Origin of the sequence: Prevotella sp. P3-122, assembly GCF_002251365.1 — a bacterium.
Taxonomy (GTDB): Bacteria; Bacteroidota; Bacteroidia; order Bacteroidales; family Bacteroidaceae; genus Prevotella.
On record NZ_NPJH01000098.1, the window covers coordinates 35,259 to 58,916 of the forward strand.

General features: G+C 48.3%; 20 protein-coding genes. 10 read left to right on the forward strand and 10 right to left on the reverse strand.

Annotated elements, in window-relative coordinates; genetic code table 11:
• Positions 1-225: 225 nt before the first annotated feature.
• The 4 genes from CIL02_RS15750 (at position 226) to CIL02_RS15765 (ending at position 5,131) form a co-directional block, all read left to right on the forward strand.
• Entirely contained in the window at positions 226-513 is a 288-nt protein-coding gene (locus tag CIL02_RS15750) for an HU family DNA-binding protein (protein ID WP_094403188.1), read from the forward strand.
• A 289-nt stretch (positions 514-802) separates the two neighbouring features.
• Positions 803-2,377: an Rne/Rng family ribonuclease gene (locus tag CIL02_RS15755; RefSeq protein ID WP_094403190.1), complete on the forward strand. Its 1,575-nt coding sequence runs from the start codon at positions 803-805 to the stop codon at positions 2,375-2,377.
• A 305-nt stretch (positions 2,378-2,682) separates the two neighbouring features.
• On the forward strand, positions 2,683-4,413 hold the full coding sequence (locus CIL02_RS15760; protein ID WP_094403191.1) for an ATP-binding protein: 1,731 nt from the start codon (positions 2,683-2,685) through the stop codon (positions 4,411-4,413).
• Between the two features lie 25 nt (positions 4,414-4,438).
• The gene (locus CIL02_RS15765; protein WP_094403193.1) at positions 4,439-5,131 is read left to right on the forward strand and encodes a nitroreductase family protein; all 693 of its coding nucleotides are present in this window, start codon (positions 4,439-4,441) and stop codon (positions 5,129-5,131) included.
• A 171-nt stretch (positions 5,132-5,302) separates the two neighbouring features.
• Here CIL02_RS15765 and CIL02_RS16900 read toward each other — a convergent pair whose 3' ends face one another.
• The 3 genes from CIL02_RS16900 to pdxS all read right to left on the reverse strand — a co-directional run bounded on the left by CIL02_RS16900 (position 5,303) and on the right by pdxS (position 7,384).
• Positions 5,303-5,428, reverse strand: coding sequence for a hypothetical protein (locus CIL02_RS16900; RefSeq protein WP_256387565.1), 126 nt, complete (start codon positions 5,426-5,428; stop codon positions 5,303-5,305).
• 488 nt (positions 5,429-5,916) lie between these two features.
• Positions 5,917-6,498 carry a pyridoxal 5'-phosphate synthase glutaminase subunit PdxT gene (gene pdxT, locus CIL02_RS15775; RefSeq protein ID WP_094403196.1) on the reverse strand — a complete coding sequence of 194 codons (582 nt, stop codon included), beginning with the start codon at positions 6,496-6,498 and terminating at the stop codon, positions 5,917-5,919.
• Between the two features lie 10 nt (positions 6,499-6,508).
• Positions 6,509-7,384 (reverse strand): pyridoxal 5'-phosphate synthase lyase subunit PdxS, encoded by an 876-nt coding sequence (gene pdxS, locus CIL02_RS15780; RefSeq protein WP_094403197.1) that lies wholly within the window; start codon positions 7,382-7,384, stop codon positions 6,509-6,511.
• Between the two features lie 359 nt (positions 7,385-7,743).
• On the opposite strand from pdxS, the gene CIL02_RS15785 reads away from it, so the two are divergent.
• Complete coding sequence (locus tag CIL02_RS15785) at positions 7,744-8,514, forward strand: YaaA family protein (RefSeq protein ID WP_094403199.1); 771 nt, start codon at positions 7,744-7,746, stop codon at positions 8,512-8,514.
• A gap of 14 nt (positions 8,515-8,528) precedes the next feature.
• Here the strand turns inward: CIL02_RS15785 and CIL02_RS15790 are convergent, their stop codons facing one another.
• The 6 genes from CIL02_RS15790 to rpsF all read right to left on the reverse strand — a co-directional run bounded on the left by CIL02_RS15790 (position 8,529) and on the right by rpsF (position 13,755).
• Positions 8,529-9,422, reverse strand: a complete 894-nt coding sequence (locus CIL02_RS15790; RefSeq protein ID WP_094403200.1) for a bifunctional hydroxymethylpyrimidine kinase/phosphomethylpyrimidine kinase — start codon at positions 9,420-9,422, stop codon at positions 8,529-8,531.
• Between the two features lie 7 nt (positions 9,423-9,429).
• Positions 9,430-11,589, reverse strand: a complete 2,160-nt coding sequence (locus CIL02_RS15795; protein WP_094403202.1) for an alpha-amylase family glycosyl hydrolase — start codon at positions 11,587-11,589, stop codon at positions 9,430-9,432.
• Positions 11,590-11,592: 3 nt separating this feature from the next.
• Positions 11,593-12,480 (reverse strand): ACP S-malonyltransferase, encoded by an 888-nt coding sequence (fabD, locus tag CIL02_RS15800; protein WP_094403203.1) that lies wholly within the window; start codon positions 12,478-12,480, stop codon positions 11,593-11,595.
• A gap of 99 nt (positions 12,481-12,579) precedes the next feature.
• On the reverse strand, positions 12,580-13,119 hold the full coding sequence (gene rplI / locus CIL02_RS15805; protein WP_094403205.1) for a 50S ribosomal protein L9: 540 nt from the start codon (positions 13,117-13,119) through the stop codon (positions 12,580-12,582).
• A 16-nt stretch (positions 13,120-13,135) separates the two neighbouring features.
• Entirely contained in the window at positions 13,136-13,408 is a 273-nt protein-coding gene (gene rpsR / locus CIL02_RS15810) for a 30S ribosomal protein S18 (protein WP_094403207.1), read from the reverse strand.
• A 2-nt stretch (positions 13,409-13,410) separates the two neighbouring features.
• Positions 13,411-13,755 (reverse strand): 30S ribosomal protein S6, encoded by a 345-nt coding sequence (gene rpsF, locus CIL02_RS15815; RefSeq protein ID WP_094403209.1) that lies wholly within the window; start codon positions 13,753-13,755, stop codon positions 13,411-13,413.
• Positions 13,756-13,937: 182 nt separating this feature from the next.
• On the opposite strand from rpsF, the gene CIL02_RS16185 reads away from it, so the two are divergent.
• The 5 genes from CIL02_RS16185 (at position 13,938) to CIL02_RS15835 (ending at position 19,233) form a co-directional block, all read left to right on the forward strand.
• Positions 13,938-14,141, forward strand: a complete 204-nt coding sequence (locus tag CIL02_RS16185; protein WP_141210276.1) for a hypothetical protein — start codon at positions 13,938-13,940, stop codon at positions 14,139-14,141.
• Between the two features lie 300 nt (positions 14,142-14,441).
• Positions 14,442-15,041, forward strand: coding sequence for a riboflavin synthase (locus tag CIL02_RS15820; protein WP_094403211.1), 600 nt, complete (start codon positions 14,442-14,444; stop codon positions 15,039-15,041).
• A 333-nt stretch (positions 15,042-15,374) separates the two neighbouring features.
• Positions 15,375-17,150: a glutamine--tRNA ligase/YqeY domain fusion protein gene (locus CIL02_RS15825; RefSeq protein WP_170935134.1), complete on the forward strand. Its 1,776-nt coding sequence runs from the start codon at positions 15,375-15,377 to the stop codon at positions 17,148-17,150.
• Between the two features lie 74 nt (positions 17,151-17,224).
• On the forward strand, positions 17,225-18,616 hold the full coding sequence (locus CIL02_RS15830) for a tetratricopeptide repeat protein (RefSeq protein ID WP_141210277.1): 1,392 nt from the start codon (positions 17,225-17,227) through the stop codon (positions 18,614-18,616).
• Positions 18,613-19,233 (forward strand): DedA family protein, encoded by a 621-nt coding sequence (locus CIL02_RS15835; protein ID WP_094403215.1) that lies wholly within the window; start codon positions 18,613-18,615, stop codon positions 19,231-19,233. Before CIL02_RS15830 ends, CIL02_RS15835 begins: the two co-directional genes overlap by 4 nt.
• Before the next feature lie 235 nt (positions 19,234-19,468).
• On the opposite strand, the gene CIL02_RS15840 is transcribed toward CIL02_RS15835, so the two are convergent.
• On the reverse strand, positions 19,469-23,533 hold the full coding sequence (locus tag CIL02_RS15840) for a glycoside hydrolase family 2 TIM barrel-domain containing protein (RefSeq protein WP_094403217.1): 4,065 nt from the start codon (positions 23,531-23,533) through the stop codon (positions 19,469-19,471).
• Positions 23,534-23,658: the final 125 nt, after the last annotated feature.

Here is a 23,658-nt window from a genome sequence, read left to right on the forward strand (position 1 = left end):
CACGGACAAAAAAGATTGAAAGCTGCTACCATATCACGCGCATAAGCAAATACAGAAATGCACAATACTGAGCATAAAATGTTGTAGATTAACGACTTCACAAACAAAATACGAGCATTTTTAGAAAAAAAAGGCAAATAAATTTTCTTATCACACAAAAAACTCGTATATTTGCAAGCCCAATACAAAGAGAAAGTAAAATAATATAACAAGACACACAAGAAAATGACGAAAGCAGATGTAATAAACCAGATTACTGAAGCCACAGGACTTCAGAGGAGAGACGTAGCAGCTGTTGTTGAGAGTTTCATGGAAACCATCAAGGACTCTCTTCTAAACCAAAAGGAAAATGTGTACCTTCGTGGGTTCGGCAGTTTCATCATCAAGCATCGTGCAGAGAAGACTGCCCGCAACATCACAAAGAACACCACTATCACCATAGCAGCCCACGACCTGCCTTGCTTCAAGCCTGCCAAGGCATTCGTAGACCAGATGAAGGGTGAGAGCGAGTAACGATTATCATAGACAACATTATAAATAAACTTTAAAAATTACAGCTATGCCAAACGGTAAGAAGAAAAAAGGCCACAAGATGGCTACTCATAAGCGTAAAAAGAGATTGAGAAAGAACAGACATAAGAGCAAGTAAGCCCACTTACTTCTCGTAAGCTGTTCTTATGAGGCGTGTCAATTTTCCCGCCAAGGAGTCTTGACACGCCTTTTTTGGTAACATCATGTTAGGATGGGATGCCAAGGCCGCCACCAACGGCCGCAACACCCATAAATGCGAAAACAAGGAACAATGACAAGCGAAGTCATCATCGACGTCAGGCAGACCGAGATTTCCATCGCACTGCTCGAAGACAAAAGGCTGGTGGAATATCAGAACGAGCCTAAATCGGCAAGTTTCTCTGTCGGAAACATCTACATTGCAAAGGTCAAGAAGCTTATGCCAGGACTTAACGCATGCTTCGTGGATGTTGGATTTGAACGTGATGCCTTTTTGCATTATCTTGACTTGGGAAGCCAATTCAATTCCTACAACAAGTATCTGAAACAGGTACAGAGCGACAGAAAGAAACTGTTCCCGTTCTCGAAGGCTACAATGTTGCCAGACCTGAAGAAAGACGGCTCAGTGCAGCAAGCGCTGACTGTCGGACAGGAGGTGCTGGTACAGATTGTCAAGGAACCGATATCGACAAAAGGACCAAGGCTGACTGGCGAGTTGAGCTTTGCCGGACGATATCTCGTACTCATGCCATTCGGCAACAAAGTTTCCGTATCCTCAAAAATCAAAAGCGGAGAAGAGCGTGCCCGACTGAAACAGCTCATCCACAGCATCAAACCACAAAACTGCAGCGTCATTGTACGTACTGTTGCAGAAGGAAAAAGAGTTGCAGAACTCGACTCGGAAATGAAAATCCTTACCAAACGATGGGAGGACGTTATCAGTAAGGTTCAGAAAACACAGAAAAGACCGCAACAGGTATTCGAAGAAACAGGAAGAGCAGTAGCTCTGTTGCGCGACCTCTTCAATCCGAGCTACGAGAACATCTATGTAAACGACGAAGAAGTGTTCAACGACGTAAAGGACTACGTCACGCTAATTGCACCGGAGAAAGCCAACATCGTGAAACTGTATACTGGCAAGGTGCCCATTTTCGACAACTTCAACGTCACTAAACAAATTAAGTCGAGCTTCGGCAAAACCGTCAACTACAAGCACGGTGCCTACCTCATCATCGAGCATACCGAAGCACTACACGTTGTGGATGTAAATAGCGGCAACCGCTCAAGATCGGAAAACGGACAGGAAGCAAACGCACTCGACGTAAACCTCGGGGCAGCAGACGAACTTGCACGGCAGCTGCGACTGCGTGATATGGGAGGAATCATCGTAGTCGACTTCATTGACATGAATCTTGCCGAAGACAGACAAATGCTCTACGAGCGTATGTGCAAGAACATGCAGAAGGACCGCGCACGGCACAACATTCTGCCACTAAGCAAGTTTGGACTGATGCAGATTACACGGCAGAGAGTGCGCCCGGCCATGGACGTCAACGTAGAGGAGACATGCCCGACATGCAACGGAACAGGAAAAATCAAGTCGAGCCTACTGTTTACAGACCAGTTGGAAAGGAAGATTGACACCCTCGTCAACAAGATAGGCATCAAGAAATTCACTTTGCATGTGCATCCTTACGTAGCAGCCTATATCAACCAGGGAATGATGTCCCTGAAAATGAAATGGCAGCTAAAATACGGATTTGGTGTCAAAGTCATCGCCTCACAGAAACTCGCTTTCCTGCAATACGAATTCTACGATGCACAAAAGCAGTTCATAGACATGAAAGAGGAGAATGAGACCAGCTGACACAAGCAAGGAACACTACACAGGAAAAGGGATGGGAAAGCCAATTCGGCTAACCATCCCTTTTCCTGTTTCCGCTATATTGTGTCATCAAGCTTTTTCAATATCTGCTGTTAGGCTGCAAAATTATATACTAAAACTTTTGTTGGTTTAGCGTCATAATTCTTGGTCTATTGGAACTGATGGCCATAATCAAGGTCGTACACCCCACCTTCCTTCAGATGCACCAATATTTGCAATAAAGAATTTGGCAGATTGTGATAATTGCCGTATTTTTGCACATGAATGGCAAATAAAATGGAGGAAAGATGGAAACTGTAAAGCAAATACCATACGGAGTGGCAGATTTTGAGTCGGTGATCAATCAGAATATGTACTATGTCGATAAGACTATGTATTTGGCTGAATTGGAAAACCAGCCTCGTACACTGATCTTCATCCGTCCCCGAAGATTCGGCAAGAGCCTTTTCATCAGTATGATGAGGGCTTACTACGACAAGTTGAAGGCTAAGGATTTCGACAAGCTCTTTGGCTCCCTGTGGGTTGGCAGCCACCCCACTCCATTGCGCAATCATTACCAGGTGCTGTATCTTGACATCTCGCAAATCTCCAACAATATCGACTTGCTTGAAGATAATTTCAACAGATACTGCTGCATCAAACTTAACGATTTCATCCACACCTATTGTGAAGATTATCCTGAGGATAAAATTAATGAATTCCTTCGTGCAAATAATTTCGGACAGAAGCTCAACATGCTCCTCAACATGTCAAGAAAATATGGGCAGGCACTGTATCTCATTATTGACGAGTACGACAGTTTCACCAATATTGTATTCAGCGAACAAGTTGAAGAAACATATTTCAAAACATCCTTAATCGGAAGATTCTACAGTCATGTATTCAAATTATTCAAGGGAATGTTCGAGCGCATCTTCCTCACGGGAGTTAGTCCCGTTACGCTCGACGACCTCACAAGCGGATTCAACATTGGATGGAATATATCGATGGCGCCCGAACTCGACAAGATGCTCGGATTCTCAACTGAAGACGTGCGTCAGATGTTCACCTATTTCAAAGAGGCAGGACAGTTGCCCGCCGACTGCGACATCGAGGCAATGATAGCAGAGATGAAACCATGGTATGACAACTACTGCTTTGCGAAGGAATGCCTTGAAAGCGACGTAAGAGTGTTCAACTGCGACATGGTGTTGTACTATCTTCGCAATTACATCTCCTACAAGCATTCACCGGAAATCATGCTCGATCCGAACACGAGGACCGACTACAAGAAGCTCAACATGCTCATCCAGCTCGACAAGCTCGACGGAGACCGGAAGGGTGTGATGATGGAAATCATAGAAAAGGGAGAAATCGCCGCCACACTCATCCCCTCGTTCTCAGCTAACGAGATGACCGAGCCGGAGACATTTCCAAGCCTGCTGTTCTATTACGGTATGCTGACCATTAAGGGAAAGTATGGTTCTATGTTGTCGTTAGGCATACCAAACAACAACGTACGTATGCAATATTACAATTACATATTGAAGCAATATGCACAATATAAGATTGTGAATGTCAACAAGCTTCAGATAGCTTTCGTGAAGATGTCATTGGATGGTCTTTGGCAAGAACCACTTCAATACATGGCCGACTGCTACAAGCAACTCTCCTCGGTTCGTGATGCCATCGAGGGTGAGCGTAACATACAGGGGTTCTTCCTCGCCTACCTAAGCCTCAACGACTACTACATCACGGCTCCCGAGGTAGAGCTCAACCATGGCTATTGCGACTTCTTCCTGCTCCCCAATATGACCCACTACCAGGCAAACCACAGCTATATCCTTGAATTGAAATATCTCCCTAAGGCTGATTATACGGAAGAGAAGGCTGCAAAACAATGGGCCGAAGCCGTAGAACAAATCAATGGCTATGCCGTGGCCCCACGTGTCGAGGCACTGCGCCAAGGCACCAGGATGCACAAGATAATCATGCAGTTCTGCGGATGGGAACTGGTGAGGATGGAAGAGATTATGTAGATAACATTATTAGAGATACAAAAGAATGACACTGTCAGAAGCAATCAAATCTCGCCATTCGGTGAGGAAATACATCGACAAACCAATAGAAGAGAACCTTGTCAGCATACTGCAGGAGAAGGTTGACGAGGTTAACGAGAAAGGAAATCTGCACATTCAGCTCGTGACCAATGAGCCAAAGGCTTTCAAGGGCAAGATGGCTTATGGCACCTTCAGCGGAGTAACAAATTACTTTGCTATGGTTGGCAAGAAAGCTGATGACCTCTCAGAAAGAATTGGCTACTATGGTGAACAGCTGGTTCTTCTCGCTGAGACTCTTGGTCTCAACACTTGTTGGGTAGGGCTCACTTACAACAATATCAAAGAGGCATACGAGAAGGCAGATGATGAGAAACTTTGCTGTATGATTGCCCTTGGCTATGGCAATGATCCAGGAAGGAATATGAAGCGAAAAGGCGTCAGGGATGTTAGCAATGCCAGTGAAACCACTCCCCAATGGTTCCTCCGGGGAGTCGAAGCGGCTCTCCTGGCCCCTACAGCTGTAAATCAGCAGAAGTTCCGCTTTGAATACGTCGGCCCTGATGGTGACGGAGTACACAGAGTAAAAGCAGAGAGAACATTCTCGCTTATCGGCTATACAAAGATGGACTTAGGTATAGCCAAGTGTCATTTTGAGATTGGAGCAGGCAAGGAAAACTTTGAATGGTCGAGCCAATGAGAGCAAAGCCAAGCTCCCTTGACCTCATCTTTGCCTTGGGCTATGTGATTCCCGCTATTAGGGATCACCCGAGACTTGCACCCGATAGACAATGCTCATGCCGAGCGTACGAAAAAGGTGGGTACATCCAATAAACGGATGTACCCACATCTTTCTGTTACGGGGAAGTGATTATCTTACGACAAACTTCTTGCCGTTTCTGATATATACTCCCTTTGAAGCCTCGCCCGTGATGCGGCGACCAGCAAGGTCGAAGATTGGAGCATTTGTGACGTCTGCCCCTTCTACTTCAGGCATTCCAATAGCCGAAGGCGTATCTTGGAAGCTGAACGTAAGAGCCTTAGCTGTGGGTGAACAATATCTCCTTGCGACCTTTGCGGCTTGGCGAGAAATATACCACGCAATAAACATCTGCGAGAAAAAGCTCTCGCAAAGGCGCAAAGAGCGCAAAGACAATGTACGTTCAAAACGCTTCTGATACATGCGGCATGGCCACGATGTACTGGCGGGGACTCACATCCATGGCGGTAATACAGAGATTACCTGAAGTCATACTACGATGATTTTGACCTATCTAACAACGAACCTTAATTCGGGTGGCGCATTGACGAAGTCAGGAGATGCAACTTTAGTTGTGGCTTGACAAAGGTGCAATGTAAATAAAATGTTTATTTTGGTTTTTATCTTTCACGCGGACACAGTGACGATTCTGTTAAGGAAAAACGAGAAAGTGGGGAAAAGGCCAAGACGCCCCTTCCCCACTCCGTTGCTATCTACAATCAGGGTTAAGCCCCGATATGTTCTCGTATGATGTCTATGAAATGCGAGTGTATGCGCATGTCTTCGTTCAGCTCCGGATGGAACGCAGTGACAAGCTGGTTGCCCTGCCTTGCCGCAACAATATGTCCATCGACAACAGCCAGAGCCCGTGCGTCACCATACACCTTATTAATATATGGTGCACGGATGAAGGTCATAGGGATGTTGTCTCCTACCTCCTCCACCTTGTCCTCGGTATAGAAACTTCCAAGCTGGCGGCCGTATGCGTTACGGCACACATCGATGTCCATTGTCGACAGGCGATCGAAATCCTGTCCCGTCACCTTGCGTGCCAGAAGTATCAGTCCCGCACAGGTACCGAAGACAGGCAGTCCTTCCAGTATGGCGTTGCGTACAGGTTCAAGCAGGTTCAGGTCGCGCAACAGCTTCAGCATGGTGGTGCTTTCGCCTCCCGGTATCACCAGTCCGTCCATGGGCTGGTACCAGTCACGCTCCTGCCTAATCTCGAATGTCTCGGCACCGAGCTTCTGCAACATCCTTTCGTGTTCGATAAATGCACCTTGCAGTGCCAGAACAGCTATTCTCATCTTCCTGCTCTTACTTTCCTCTCTCTGCCATGAGCAGCTGTATCTCCTGCTCGTTGATACCCACCATGGCCTCACCAAGGTCCTCAGACAGTTCAGCGAGCTTCTTCGGGTCGTTGTAGTTGGTTACGGCCTGTACTATGGCTGCAGCACGCTTGGCAGGATTTCCGCTCTTGAAGATGCCTGAGCCAACGAATACACCCTCAGCACCAAGCTGCATCATCAGAGCAGCATCGGCAGGAGTAGCCACACCACCGGCAGCGAAGTTCACTACAGGCAACTTGCCATTCTCGTGTACGAACTTCACGAGGTCATAAGGCACCTGCAGCTGCTTGGCAGCCTCGAACAGCTCATCCTCAGCCATGGATACGATGCGGCGTATCTCACTCTGCATCTGACGCATGTGGCTGACAGCCTGGACAACATCGCCTGTACCAGGCTCACCCTTGGTACGTATCATGGTTGCACCCTCGGCTATACGACGTAGAGCCTCACCCAGGTTGCGGGCACCGCATACGAAGGGAACGTCAAACTTGGTCTTGTCGATGTGGTAGATGTCATCGGCTGGTGAGAGCACCTCGCTCTCGTCAATATAGTCAATCTCTATGGCCTGCAGGATCTGCGCCTCGGCGATATGACCGATACGGCACTTTGCCATGACAGGTATGGATACAGCTTCCTGAATACCCTTTATCATCTTTGGATCGCTCATGCGCGAAACGCCACCAGCTGCACGGATGTCGGCAGGAATACGTTCGAGCGCCATTACTGCACAGGCACCAGCAGCCTCAGCAATCTTTGCCTGCTCGGGAGTAGTAACGTCCATGATGACACCGCCCTTGAGCATCTGTGCAAGGTTGCGGTTAAGTTCTTGTCTGTTTTCTTTCATCGTAATTGTGTTTTATGAGAATGTGGCTGCAAAGTAATAAAAAATAAAGGAAACAGCACACAACATGTTCCCAAAATGACAATCAATGCGCAGGTATGTATAACAAACTATCAACGTCGGCATACTCTCTTCTTAGCCATGATTCAATCAAGGATAACTCGATTTCCCGTGTATCTCACACTTCACTTTCGAATACAAGGATATTTTTTCTTGCACTATAAATAAGGTTAGCAAAGCATATAAATAGAGAAATATGGCAAAAACAATCATAAATATACGTACTCAGAATGAATGGGTTTGCCAAATTATTTGTACTTTTGCAGAGTATAAACCACAAAAACGAAATGAAGAAATAAGCCATGCAGATATTGCTCGCCAATGCAAAAATCATGTTCGGCAGTTCAGAGACAAAGCCACTGACCGACCCCCTGTTCCAATCCATCGCCAACAGACTCGCTGCGGAGATGGCTACCTGTTCCGTTGACATGCTTGCCCAAAAGCTGGACTGTAGCCATAACCTTGCAGCCGAAAACTGGCGAAGATACCAGAACTACTTCCTTGCAGACAAGATGCCTGCCATCATGGCATATAACGGACAGGCATACAAGCACCTAAAAGCCAAGACGTTGAGCGAGGAAGACCTTCTGTTCGGACAAAAGCATCTGTGGATTACATGTTTTCTCTATGGCTTGCTCAGGCCGATGGATGCTATTGTGCCATACCGCATGGAGCATTGCGTAAGCCTTGAGGCGACAGATGGCAAACCTGTAAATCAATTCTGGAAAGACAAACTTACAGATGTGCTGATAGAGAGTGTGAAGGCTGACGACGGCATCCTGCTTCATCTCTCAACCGAAGAATATGAGCACCTGTTTGACTGGAAAAGGGTACTTTCGGAAGTGAGAGTCATTCATCCGCTGTTCTATGTCAGGCAGAAGAATGGAGGCTTGAAGATGCAGGCGGTATGGGCAAAGTCGTGCAGGGGTGCTATGCTGAGATTTATACTCCAGAATAAGATACTACATCCAGACGAGCTGACCTCGTTCAGTTATGAAGGCTTTGTGTATAATTCGAAATTGGGTGAAGACTCTTTTCCGCATTTTGTCAGGGAACAAGCAATACGTGTATAACAATAACAAGGAGTCTATTCTGCCGAATTGCGCAAACGGTATTCCCTGGGTGTACACCCCATGGCCTTCTTGAAGAACTTCGCAAAATGCGGCTGCGACGAGAAGCCGAAGGCAAAGGCAATCTCCTGCGCTGTACGTGATGTGGAGAGCAGCTGCTGGCGTATGGCTGCCAACAAGTACTCGTCAATAATCTGCTTCGGCGACTTGTCGGCAATCTTCTTGCATACCTGAGCAAGGTAGCGCGGCGACACATTCATCATGTCGGCATAGAAGGCCACGTCGCTGTTGGTGGTGAAATGGGCTGCCACCTTTGATATGAAGTCATGATATAGTTCCGACGAGCGGTCGGACAAGCCATCAAGCATAGGCTTGTGACTGTTGACATAGCTCTCAGCCTTCTGCATGGACTCGTCAACAGGCAAGTCCTGCGACAGATAGAAAGCTATAGCACTGGAATAAGCGTTGTTCTGACCGTGGAGGGCCATGCGCTGCCCTACGACAATAGTGCATAAAGGCAGCAGGTCGGTCTTTATCCGCTCCACGACATCGGTACTTACGAGTCTCTCGCCCTTGCTCGACACGAAGATAGGGTCGTAGACAACATGGCGGGGATGATAGCGTCTGAGAACACCAACCACTACATTCAGTACATCGACCGAGCGTATGAGTCCAACTTTGATGACAGACGGTTGCACATCGTTGACAATGGCCTCAATCTGCCCTGCCACAATATCAGCCGGTATGTCGTAGAACTCCTGGATGCCGAGCGTGTTCTGAACCGTTATCGACGTAATGGCAGAGACAGCATAGCCTCCCAAGGCAGATATTGTCTTGATATCAGCCTGAACACCGGACCCGCCTGTAGAGTCGGATCCGGTGATAGTCAGTATGGCATTATTATTCCGCACAGGCTTATTACTGTACGACCTTAAATCTTACTCTGAAGGTATGTGTAGCCTCATCCCAGTTGGTACCGAGCAGTTCGAAGCGTCCAATCTGAGCCGTCGAGCGAACGTGCTTTCCTATGCATGGACATACGTCGAAGTCGCCGATACGCACAAGCCTAATCTTCTGGCTTGCATCCTTGGGCAGTCTGCTCCTATCGACGCCCTCTGGCAGGTTATCGATGTCGACCGTCTCGAATGTCACAGGCATATCGGCCTGTATCATCTCGTTCATCATCTGCTCAATGGCTTTCTCCTCCTGCCTTGTCGGCTTATGGTCGAGTACATAGCTAATCTTGCTCTTCTTCCTCTCCACATGAGCGTTTGTCGAACGCTTGCATCCGAAAAGCCTGATCATCACCTGATTAAGCAGATGCTCGGCAGTATGTGCAGGTGGGAACTCATCCTTGTTGTGCTCGTTGAACACATAGTCAGTATCGTCCTTCATTATGGTGAATTTAAATATCCTTCCGCTATATGGTCTCAGGTCAGCCGGGAACTGTCCGTTGCGTGTCAGCTCAACAGTCTGCTCCTCACCCGTCAGCAAGTCGATAGCCACCACGGTTGTCTCAGGCAAGCCGAGATAGTCGAAGGCATGGTCAGGAATGTTAACCTTGACATTCATCCGGTCGCCCGAGAAATTGGCTACAACGAGTATGACATCGCTGCCAGCCTTGCGCAGAAAGGCGAAGTTGAAACGGGGATTAAACTGATACGAAGCCGGATTGACGTACATAAGGTCGAAGAAATCGCCCTCGAAGATGGCTTTCTCCCGATTGGCAATGCGCAGTATCTGCTGGTATTTCAGCGCCAGCGCCTTCTCCTCCTTAGGCATGTGCCTACGGTCGTAGTAGCCGTGGATGAGTGAGTCGAGCGACCAGTAGTCGAAAATGGTTGTACGTCCATCACGTCCAGAGAAGCCCTCGGCATCCATACCCCTTTCTCCGAACTCCTGTCCTGCATAGAACATGAACGGGTTACGCATGAGCAGAGCAGAGACAATAACACCGGGAATGGCCTTGTTGCCGTCGCCACAGAAGAAGTCGGACGCTATACGCTGCTCATCGTGGTTCTCAAGGAAATAAAGCATGTGCCCGGCAATGTCGCCAACTGTTTGCCACTGATATGTTATTGATGCGGCAGGGCGCTCGCCACGTATGACAGCCCTGACAGCATCGTACATGCCAACCTTGTCATACAGGTAATCGAAACCTGAGCTGATGAAAGTCCTGTACTGGTTGCCGTCATAAACCTCGCCTATGAAGTCTATCTCCGGATAGCGGTTCTTGACAATGCCCGTAGCATAGCTCCAGAACGATGCCGGCACCATCTCTGCCATGTCGCAACGGAAGCCGTCGACACCCTTAGATGCCCAGAAGAGCAGTATGTCGGTCATCTTGGCCCATGTGTTAGGTATCGGGTCGAAATGATAGCTTCTGCCACGTCCGTTACAATAGTCGATGCCATAGTTGAGCTTTACTGTCTCATACCAGTCGTTGTCGCCAGGCCGGTTGTCAAAGCGGTCGTTGCCTGTTGCCTTGGCAGGTGTCTCTACGTATGGTTTCTCCGGATCCTGATTCCTTGCGGCTGTTACGCCGCTAAGGTCGATGGGCATGCCGGTATAGTAGAAGTTGTTCTGCTGCGAGAAGTTCATCGTCTTGTCGTCGTCCTGTCCAAGGTCTTTAACACCAGTCGGCTTTTTAACCGACTTGTATTCCCTTGCCACATGGTTGGGTACAAAGTCGATGATTACTTTCATGCCTGCCTTGTGGGTACGGTCAACAAGTTCCTCGAACTCCTCCATTCGACTGTTCACGTTCTCAGCCAGGTCGGGATCAATATCGTAATAGTCTGCAATGGCGTATGGTGAGCCAGCAACGCCCTTGACAACTGCAGGCGACTGCTTTGGTATGCCAAAAGACGAATAGTCGGTCTGAGAAGCATGACGGATAACGCCAGTATACCAGACATGTGTTACGCCCATGTCATGTATATGGCGCAATACCGTAGGGGTGAAGTCGTTCATCTTTCCCACACCATTCTCAGCAACCGAACCGTTTACCTTGCGGGTAACGTTCCGGTTGCCAAAAAGGCGTGTGAATATTTGATATATTATTATCTTCTTGTCCATGGATTACTGAATGCCTTGCACATTGACATTCTTACCGATACGGCCAATCATTCCCTGCAATGCCTTGCCCGGTCCGCACTCTGTGAAGTCGTCAGCACCATCGGCAATCATGTTCTGCACACTCGATGTCCACCTTACAGAGCTTGTAAGCTGAGCAATAAGATTCTGCTTAATCTCCTCAGGGTCGGTGTGTGGCTTGCCGTCAACATTCTGGTAAACAGGGAATTTAGGCGCAGAGAACTGTGTCTGCTCAATGGCAGCCTGAAGTTCGTCCTTAGCTGGCTGCATGAGTGGAGAGTGGAAGGCACCACCCACCTTCAGAGGCAGGGCGCGCTTTGCTCCAGCAGCCTTCAGAGCCTCGCAAGCCTTGTTTATGGCATTTACGGTTCCAGAGATAACCAGCTGGCCCGGACAGTTATAGTTTGCGGCAACAACCACCTCACCATCGGCAGATACCTCAGCACAAATCTCCTCAACTTTCTCGTCGGGCAGACCGATGATGGCAGCCATGAGACCAGGGTTGGCCTCGCATGCCTTCTGCATGGCATTTGCACGTGCGGCAACGAGCTTGAGCCCGTCCTCGAAGCTGATGGCACCAGCAGCCACAAGGGCAGAGAACTCACCGAGTGAGTGGCCAGCAACCATGGCAGGATTGAACTCCTCGCCGAGGCACAGAGCAGTGATGACGCTGTGGAGGAATACGGCTGGCTGAGTAACATTGGTCTGTTTGAGCTGCTCGTCTGTACCGGCAAACATTATATCTGTAATCTTGAAACCAAGTATTTCGTCGGCCTTGTCGAAAAGAGCCTTGGCCGTCTCGTTGTTATCGTAGAGTTCCTTACCCATACCTACGAACTGTGAACCTTGTCCGGGAAAAACAAATGCTTTCATAAATACAAAACTTTTAGGTGTTAGAAAAAAACAATAAAACCCCGAAACATCCTGAATGAATGAATCGGGGTTATGGAAAGTTGCTTTACAGTAATAATATTATTCTGCTGCAGGAGCCTCTTCCTCAGCTACAGGAGCCTCAACTGCTGGCTCTGCTGTAGCTGCTACAGTCTCCTCAACCTTTACTTCTTCGGTAGCGTTCTCAGCAACAACCTTTACTGGAACCTTCACCTCAACCTCCTTGTGGAAGTGAACTATAGCCTCGAAGTCGCCAAGCTTCTTTGCATCACGCATGGTGATAATCTTACGGTCAACCTCGATGCCCTTCTTGGCCAGTTCCTCTGCAACAGTTGCAGCGTTGACAGAACCATAGAGGACGCCAGTGGCACTTACCTTAGCGGCAATCTCAAGAGTAAGACCCTCGAAAGCAGCAGCCTTCTTCTCAGCCTCAGCCTTGGCAGCTGCAAGCTTGGCAGCCTGCTGACGGAGATTCTCGGCGAGCACCTTCTTGGCAGAAGGAGAAGCGATAACGCCCTTGCCCTGAGGAATGAGGTAGTTACGGCCATAGCCGCTCTTTACATTCACGATATCGTTCTTGTAGCCAAGACCGATGATATCTTCTTTCAGTATGATTTCCATTATCTATCCTCCTTTATTATTTCATCAAATCGGTTACGAATGGAAGCAGTGCAATCTGACGGGCACGCTTAACAGCCTGTGCCACGCGACGCTGGTACTTGAGAGAGGTACCTGTAATGCGGCGGGGAAGAATCTTACCCTGCTCGTTGAGGAACTTCTTCAGGAACTCAGGATCCTTGTAGTCAATGTACTTGATGCCGCTCTTCTTGAAACGGCAGTACTTCTTCTTCTTCGTATCGATAGAAGGAGCTGTCAAATAACGGATTTCGGTGTTGTTCTGCTCTGCCATGATTAAGCCTCCTCTTTTTTGCCAAGCTTAGCGCGACGCTTCTCTGCGTACTGCACTGCGTACTTGTCGAGTTTAACAGTCATAAAACGAATTACTTTCTCGTCACGGCGATAGCCTATTTCGAGAGTGTTGACGATTGTTGGCTCAGCCTTGAACTCAATCAGACAGTAGAAGCCTGTTGATTTCTTCTGGATAGCATAAGCCATCTTCTTCAGTCCCCAGGCCTCTTCGTTCAAAATCTCAGCACCGTTGTCGGTGAGGAGTTTCTTGAATTTAGCGACCGTTTCCTTCATCTGTTCATCAGACAAAACGGGAGTCAAAATGAAAACGGTTTCGTATTGATTCATAATCAATTTAAATTAATAAAATGTGTTATTTTGCAAAATGCGCCGCAAAGGTACTCATTTTTATTGTAATACAACCACCAATAAGCTATTTAAAACCAAAAGTTTAACAGCTTTTAAGACTTTACATACATCTATGCTAAGCAAAATATTGTTTTTCGGTTGTAATTTAGTAAATTTGCGCCATGAAACGAAAGGTATTACAATTACTGAAACGCCGATGGACAGGGTTTGCCCTAACGGCAACAGGCATACTCGTAATGGCAGTCTGCTATCTGGCAGGACTCTACGACGACGACAACAACTGGCTTCTCGCCCTACCCTTATTATTAATAATAGGTGGAGCGTGGGTATACGTTCACAACATCAAGGGAACAGACAAATACTGAGAAAAAAACAGGCTGTAAATTTTGCCATGTTGACGAATTGCATTAACTTTGCACACATAGAACAATACACGGGAGTTGTGTTGATTAGATAGGGATACTCATCAAATAATATCGAAAACCGATGTTGCCACTCCTGCTAATGGCGGGCCACACTAAAGGGCGAACAACCCGAGCTGTAAAGCCAGTGGATTACAAAGGCGGAGAGCACTCAAATCTTACAGATTAGGAGTTTTCATCACATCATTGGCACGACTCCCACTTTTTTTCTCACAACATCACTCATTAAAACCCACCACGACAATGTTTTCCGGAATTGTAGAAGAGATGGCAACCGTTGTTGCCATAACAAAGGAACAAGAGAACATAGACCTCACGCTGAGATGCTCATTCGTTGACGAGCTGAAGATTGACCAAAGCGTAGCACACAACGGCGTGTGTCTGACCGTGGTCAATATATCCGACGGTTGCTATACCGTAACGGCCATGAAGGAAACGCTCGACCGCTCGAACCTCGGACTACTGAAAGTTGGCGACAGGGTGAACGTTGAACGCTCGATGCTAATGAACGGCAGGCTGGACGGACACATAGTACAGGGACACGTTGACCAGACAGCCGTTTGTACGGACATGCAGGATGCTGATGGCTCAACCTACTTCACCTTCAAATACGACATAGACCGCGAGATGGCACGGCGTGGCTATTTCACTGTTGACAAAGGCTCTGTAACGGTCAATGGCGTATCGCTGACTGTATGCCGACCAACAGACAACACATTTACCGTAGCTATTATTCCGTATACTAAAGAGGTGACAAACTTCCACGACATCAAGGTTGGAACAGTCGTAAACATAGAGTTCGACATATTGGGCAAGTATATAGCCAGACTCCAGCAGCTATAACTTAATTACTGACCTTTTCAAATTAGTTTTAGGAGTCAACCTATTCAAAAAAAAAGACATAACGAAAATATACTGAAATGAAAATGCCCCTTGCTTCACAGCGAGAGGCATTTATTCTCAATAGGTATTAGTCTTTTTTAAGGTAAAAAGATTGTATTCAGGATAACGAGTGCAAAGATATACAAAATAACGATATGCTCCAAATATTTTTTTATGTTGCAGAGCAGGTTTTTGGCTGTTATGGCACACAATTCGAAAAAATATCTACTACAAGGGTGCCATCTACTCATTTTTTCGTATCTTTGCACACATTATTATAATTATATGAGTTTTATGACAGTCACAGAAGAGAACATCACTAATGAGGAAAAGCGCAGCTTAAGCTTCGTAGAGCAAATAGTTGAGCAGGATTTAGCCGAGGGTAAGAACGGAGGACGCATACAGACCCGCTTTCCGCCCGAGCCAAACGGCTACCTACATATCGGCCATGCCAAAGCCATTGCCATAGACTTCGGTGTAGCACGCAAATACGGCGGAGTTTGCAACCTACGTATGGACGACACAAATCCTCAGAAGGAAGATACAGAATACGTAGAGGCCATAAAGAAAGATATCGAGTGGCTTGGCTTCAAGTGGAATAACATCTACTATGCCAGCGACTACTTCCAGCAACTCTGGGACCTTGCCGTAGAACTTATCAAGGAAGGCAAGGCATACGTTGACGAGCAGACATCCGAGGAGATAAGGCAACAGAAAGGTACGCCAACCCAACCAGGCATCGAGTCACCCTATCGCAACAGACCTGTAGAAGAAAGCCTTGCACTGTTCGAGGAGATGAACTCCGGACGAATGGAACCAGGCAAGATGGTTCTAAGGGCAAAGATAGACATGGCCAATCCGAACATGCACTTCCGCGACCCAATCATGTACAGGGTTCTGAACATGCCCCACTGGCGCACAGGCAACAAGTGGAACGCCTACCCGATGTACGACTATACACACGGGCAATGTGACTACTGGGAGGGTGTCACCCACTCTCTCTGCACTCTGGAGTTTGTCAGCCACCGTCCTCTCTACGACCTGTTTGTAGACTGGGCAAAGCAGGCCGCACACGACGACCAGCCGTTGGACGACAACCGTCCGAGACAGACTGAGTTCAACAAGCTGAACCTGACTCACATTCTTCTGTCAAAGCGCAACCTGCTTATACTGGTTAAGGAAGGAATAGTAAACGGATGGGACGACCCACGCATGCCGACCATATGTGGTTTCCGCCGCCGTGGCTATAGCCCAGAAGGCATTCTCTCTTTCATCGACAAGATTGGCTATACAAAGTTTGACGCACTCAACCAAATGTCGCTCTTTGAGTCGGCCGTCCGCGATGATCTGAACAAACGTGCTCTGCGTGTAAGTGCCGTCATCAATCCGGTGAAGCTTGTAATAACAAACTTCCCAGAGGGAAAGACTGAGGTATATACAGCTATAAACAATCCAGAGAACGAGGCCGACGGTACACACGAGATAGAGTTCAGCCGCGAGCTGTGGATAGAGCGCGAGGACTTCATGGAAGACGCTCCGAAGAAGTTCCTCCGTCTTGGTCCGGGCAAGCAGGTGAGACTCAAGAACTCGTATATCATACAGTGTCCGGAGAACATTGAGGACTGTGTGGTAAAGAACGAAGATGGAGAAATCGTTGAGATACACGCTGAACTTATCCCTGAGACGAAGACCGGAGAGGCCAACTGCAACATGAAGATAAAAGGCAAGACCATCCACTGGGTAAGTTGCAACCACTGCCTGGAGGCAGAGGTCCGCAACTACGACCGTCTATGGATGGTAGAGAACCCACGCGATGCAGTAGCCGCCTACTCCGAGGAACACGACGGAGTGAGAGGCATAGAGGCCATGCGCCCATTCCTCAACCCCAACAGCCTTGAGATAAAGAAAGCCTACGTAGAAAAATGGCTGGAGACACGCAAGCCTATGGACTACCTGCAGTTCCAGCGTGTAGGCTACTATAATGTTGACCCAGACTCTACCCCATCCCACCTCGTGTTCAACCGCACGGTACAGCTCACAGATACCTGGAAGAAGATGAGCGGGAAATAATCTGGCCACAGTCAGGAACACCTCATACAAAATACAAACATTCATTGACGAACGATTTCATAAACAACAGAGAATTGGAAGAGAACATCCGGAAATATGAGGAGGCCAAGAAGAATGGCACCTCCATATTTCTGGATGCTGACCAACTGGCCGACATTGCTGAACACTATTACACGTCTGGCCGGAAGGACGATGCCATGCAGGCCATAGAATATGCCATAAGCATGTTCCCAGGCTCTGTGCTGCCGTTATGCTTCCTGGCACGGGAGGCTCTTTCGGAAAACGACATTGCAAAGGCAGAGAAGCTGGGCATGCTGATTGACGACAAACAGCACATTGAGTACATCTTCCTTCAGGCAGAGATAATGCTCGCCAAAGACATGTGCCAACAGGCAGACAACTGGATGGAGCAATGTTATGAGGACACAGAAGAGGCCGAGCGTGACGGTGTGGCCATAGACACGGCATTCTTGTTCTTCGACTACGAGCTGTATGACTATTGCGAGAAGTGGCTCAGCAAATGCTCCGACAAGTCTACAGTGAACTACCGCACACTTCAGACAAAACTTGCATGGATTAAAGGCAACCATGCCGAATGCCAGCAATTGCTTAACACACTCATTGACGAAAACCCTTTCTGCAGCGAGTACTGGAACAACCTTGCTTCCTCGCAGTTTCTCAACAACGAATTAACAAAGAGCATAGAAAGTTGCGAATACTCACTCGCCATAGAGCCTGACAACAGCGACGCCTTGCTGCTAAAAGCCAACTGCCTGTGCGCCCTGACCAACTTTGAGGAAGCCGCCCACTATTATAAGCGTTATGCCGAACAGAATCCGAGCTCAGAGATCGGCGAGCTGTTCTTTGGCATTTGTCTCTCAAACCTCGGCAAATACGAGGATGCCCTACACCATTTCAGCAAGGCTCTCGATATCTGCCCTATGAACTCCCCCAACCTCTCTCAGCTTTACAAGGAATATGCCTATGCGCTCGCATGCCTGCAGAGACTGGACGAGGCTCTCGCCCTGTTGGACATCTGCACGTCACTACCCGATGCGGACACCAGCGGTCTCCTTGCCTTCCGAGGTACATGCTACCTCATCAACGACAAGATCGATGATGCAGACTCATGCTTCACGAAAGCTTTAAGCACAGCCACAGAAGAGCAAATTCCACAGATACGCATAGAAATAGCCACAGCCATACTCGACAACAGCTCACCCGAGTGGGCATACGAAATCCTGCATGAGGCATACAACAAGGAGACAAGCAACAGCCTGACTTACGGATGGGGATACTATGCCCTTGCGTGCCACGAGACAGGCCATTGGGAAGAGTTTCTGTATGCCTTGGAGAAAGCATGCGCCATAAACCCAACAGAAGCCCAACAGGCACTGGGGGAGATTTTCCCTCCGGGTCTTCCCGTAGAGGACTATGTATCATATTTAAAAAATCATCCTAAATGAACATTATCACATCCTTATTAAGCAATCTCAACTACGGCACGGTGTTTTTCCTTATGCTCCTTGAGAGCACGGTAATACCAGTACCGTCAGAGCTTGTCGTGTCACCTGCCGCATATCATGCCGCGGCAGGCAACCTCGATATCGCGCTTGTAATACTGTTCGCCACTCTTGGTGCTGACGCAGGAGCAACCATCAACTATCTCGCCGGCTACTATCTCGGCCGTCCCATAATATACCGTTTCGCCAACAGCAAGTGGGGAAAGATGTGCCTGCTCAACCAGCAGAAAGTGGAGAAAAGCGAGAAATACTTCTATGACCACGGCATGGTGGCCACCATCACTGGACGTCTTCTTCCAGGCATACGCCACCTCATATCCATACCTGCCGGTCTTGCAAGGATGAAGTTCTGGCAGTTCCTGCTCTACACAACCATCGGCGCAGGTGTCTGGAACTGCATACTTGCCGCATTGGGCTGGTATCTGCATTCTGTCGTTCCAGAGGAACAGCTCAACGACAAGATTATGGAGTATGGGGAATACATCAAGTACGGAATAATCGGTATTGTAGCTGTTGCCGCACTGTGGTTTGGAGCAAAGTGGTATCTGAAGAGGAAGTAGAGGGACCTCTACAAGCCTACTTTGGGGTGATTAAGAAATCACTATCTTTGGATACTTAGATAGGGTGTACAGTTTGATGTGCAAAAATTGAACATCCTAATTCTGAAGTTCATGTCGGTAATTGTCGCGCTGTAAGCGCGTGCTGGACACAGTATTTTCTGCGAGCAAGTAGTCTGAGTAAATCAGGAACAACATAGGTTTCATTTTGGGTACGACAAACTGGACACCCTAATATTTAGAAGAATGTCATCTCTGCTCCACTTGCAAAGTCCTGCCCATCCTGGCTGCTTAGGGCCGTGAAACGGACGAAGCGAGCCTTGCATGGCTTGTCGAATAGCACTTTCTTAACCTTCCGGCTGTTGTCGAACTCTCCTTGCGCAACAATGTCGTCCCAAGTCTGTCCGTCGTTGCTTACCTCTATCTTGTATGCCTTGATGTTTCCGTTGGCACTACCATCCTGCCGCGGCATGTACGAGAAGCCCTTTAGAAGCCTCTGCTCGCCACAGTCGAAATCTATCCAATGAGGATATTTCGGCACCGTAATGCTGTACATAGTATGCCATATCGTTGACGGGTCACCATCGAGGAGGTTCCTGGCAACAGCTCCGTCGGGGCCTTCCTCGCTACTCACATAGACAATCTCAACAGGCACGCTTTCGATGCGCTGGAAAGTGACGATTGTCTTTACCCGAGAGTCTCCCTTATACCATGCGCTGACGGTTCCTCCATTACGCATAGGCACAACAGCCTTTGAGTCCGAGCATACCTGTACCTTTCCAGTTTTTCGCATTCCTGGTTCCTGTATCTGATAGCAGATGGTTGAGGGGTCCATGACCATTGTGTCGCCCTGAATTGTGACATTACCTGCGCGGTCTCTTGAAATGCTAACAGGACATGGCACATAGGAAACAATCTGGGAACGTGATGTGAGCTCGGCTCCACGATGAACGGGACGGATGATGAATTTCACTTGATGAAGCGCTCCCTTTACCCTGTCATCGGCAAGAGGGCCTCCCTGACCACAACTGTTTCCTCCAAGTCCCGTAACCTGGCAGTCTATATGCAGATATGTTCCGTCGCTCTGCGGCAACTCATGAGGATGCGCAGCAAGTGTAAGCTGCAAAGCACTCCATGGCAATGCCGAAGCCGACATACTGCAGCTTGCGTTATTGGCAACAATCTGCAGTCCTGTTCCCTGTCCATTCGTCAATGCGCACCAGCGGACATCCTCACGGTTGCCCATACTCTGCGGCTTGGGGAAGTTCACGAACTGCTCTTCCACCTTGCTTGTATAGAGTCCGATGAAAGAGCCTGTCTTGCGGTCGGCATAGTTGTTGAGCGGTCCACGTCCGTAATAAGCATAGTTGTCGAACTCTTTAGGCAGTTTCATCACATATCCCAGCCTCGGAAGGACAACAGACGGGTCGCTACTGATGACGCTGCTTGCCACACATATGTTTCCGTCGGCATATACGGTATATCTCTGTGTAGTCAGGAAGTGGAAATCATCTTCCTCCATCTTGTCGCCAGCAACTATTTCCTCAAACGGCTCACCTGCCTTTCCCGGGCGATGGATTGCGCTTCCCTTGGCTGGAGCCTGACTGCGCACGGAATATATAATGCTCACGCTACCATCCGGGTTGTTGACAACAACAGGCCTTGCCACAGCATAATGACGCAAGTCGTAGAGTCCATTCTGGAACCACTGGCTCCATGCCCAGTTGTCGTTGTCTACAGGAGCACGGAAGGCATCTATCCTCGGTCCACATCCTGGCTCTATGACATTCTCGCCAGCATATACAAGCTTGCTGATACTTCCGTCGGCATTGTTGAAGCTCAGGCTGAAGGCATCGCCTGTGATGGTAATGGCATCAGGGCCGTTGTCTACAACAAGCGGAGAATGTCCCTTGCAGGTAGGTTGAGTCATATCATACTCTCCAGGCGTACATTCCAGCTGTTCGCTCATCTGCACATATCCCTTCCTTGCCCAAGGCATATCCTTGCCAAGACTCAGCTCAACGTTGAGGAAATACTCACCATCACATGGCAAGTCCATGATATTGAAAGGCAGACGGTACTGTTTCGAGGAGCGAGGTCCATGAATGCTGCGGTCGGTGATAAACTCCCCGCTACTCTCCTCACGACCATCCTTTACAAGTATCCATCTAACGAGATAGTCACGTAGCGAGGTGAAATAGTTTTTGTTGAATATCCTAACGGCATTATGCTCGAAGTCGGACTCAATGCCCACGTTCTGATACACTTTCTTCACCTCGAAATATTGTGGTTTTGGAGTAAGGTCAGGCAGCATTATTCCGTTCATGCAGAACATTCCGTCGTTGGGCCAGTCACCGTGGTCACCTCCGTAGCCCATATACTTTAGTCCTGACGGTGTATAGGTGTCCATGGCCTGGTCAACCCAATCCCAGATGGCAGCCCCGCAGAAGTAGTTGCTGCTCTCCATAGCCTTCCAGTAGTCGGCAAGGTTGCCAAGAGAGTTGCCCATGGAATGTGCATATTCCGAAATATGATAAGGATACTTGACGTTGCTCTTGCCCTTTGCCACCTGCTGAACCCACGCAACACTCGGATACTGGTTGGAGCCCATGTCCACAATGTCGTTGTTGCGCTCATACTGTACGGGGCGGCTGGTATCGAAAGCCTTGATAGCCTTGTAAGCCTCAACGAAATTGTTTCCCGGACCAGCCTCGTTGCCCAAGCTCCATATCACTATTGAGGGGGCGTTTACGTGCGCACGTACCATTTCCATATTGCGGGCCACATGGGCATCACGCCACTCTACGGGATGTGACAGAGAAGCCTCTCCATAATAGTATTCATGACTCTCTATGTTAGCCTCGTCCTCAAGGTAGAGTCCGTACTTGTCGGCAAGATAGTAGAAATATGGGTGGTTGGGATAATGGCTGAGCCTGACATGATTGATGTTGGCTCTCTTCATGAGCATGACCTCCTCGGTCATCTGCTGTCTTGTGATGGCATGACCAGTCGTAGGATTAGTCTCATGTCTGTTTACTCCCTTCAGCTTCACGGGCTTGCCGTTGACGAGGAAATAGCGTCCCGCATTTCCGAACTCGTCCTCCTGTGCCGTCATCTCCTTAATCTCAACCGTGCGCACGCCGAAATAAGTACTCGTACAGTCGAGTATGCGTCCACGTTTGTCGAGCAGCTTGGCTACGAGTACATAGCGATGAGGTTCCTCGGCACTCCAAGCCTTTGGATGAGGAACATCTAAAGCTGTTCTGACAACACCCTCCCTGGCATCTCCGCATGATGCTACTCCACTTGCCACACGGCCCGTCACATCGTCGCTATACAGAGCTATTTCATAGACATCGTAGCTGAGTGTTGCCCCACGAAGAGCCTTTTCATTTTTAGAGACAATCTCTGTACGAATGTCTATACATGCAGCCTCGTCATTTAGGGAGGTAGTCCTGACAGCCATGTCGCTGATGCGGTTCTCAGGCACACTGGTCAGATAGACACTACGGATTATGCCTGGCAGACGGAACATGTCCTGAGCCTCAAGAAAAGAGCCGTCGCTACTTCTGTAGACTTCCAGCGAAACAGAGTTCGTCTTATCATAAAACACATATCGAGTTATGTCGAAAGATGCTGTGTTGCGGCTGTTCTTACTGAAGCCTACGTAGTGACCGTTGACCCAGAGGTAGAAGAAACTGTCCACACCATCGAAGTTGATTAGTAGCCTCCGGCCTTTCCACTCCTTCGGCACAGTGAACGACCGCCGGTAGCTTCCAACCTCGTTAGGGTACTTCCATGTTGTATAGAGAGTGTCAGCAGGCACACGCATGACGCCCTTGCGCCAGTCGTCTACGGCCACCTGATGATAGAATATCACGGGTTGGTTGACATATATGGGCACACCATACTTCATGGTACCATCGGTATTTAGCCCTTGCATGTTCCAGCATCCGGGAACGGCAATATCATCCCAGCCACTCACGTCATAATCTGCCGAGGCAAACCCTACAGGACGCTTCTCGGGCGATGGTACCCAACGGAACTTCCATGTACCATCGAGAGACAGCACGTATGACGATGCATCTGGCAATACAGACTGCGCCGATGAGACATCAGCAAAATGAAACATGTATGCATGCGGCTGCTCCTTGTTGAGAGCCAACTGCTCAGGCGACTGCCACTCGTTGCCCGAAGGCGACTGCTCTGAAACATATCGGAAACCTCCCAACACATCGCTTTGAGCCACAACAGGAACATAGGTGAAAAGCAACAATAATGATAAATAGGCTTTAGTATACATATGGCTACTGTTTTTATAGCATTTCTCTCTTATTATGATAGGTTAGCAGCATAGTACAGACTTGGGAAGTATGAGCCCCACAATGCAAGCCGTGAAGTCTATAGATATGCCAGCCTCAATGTCTT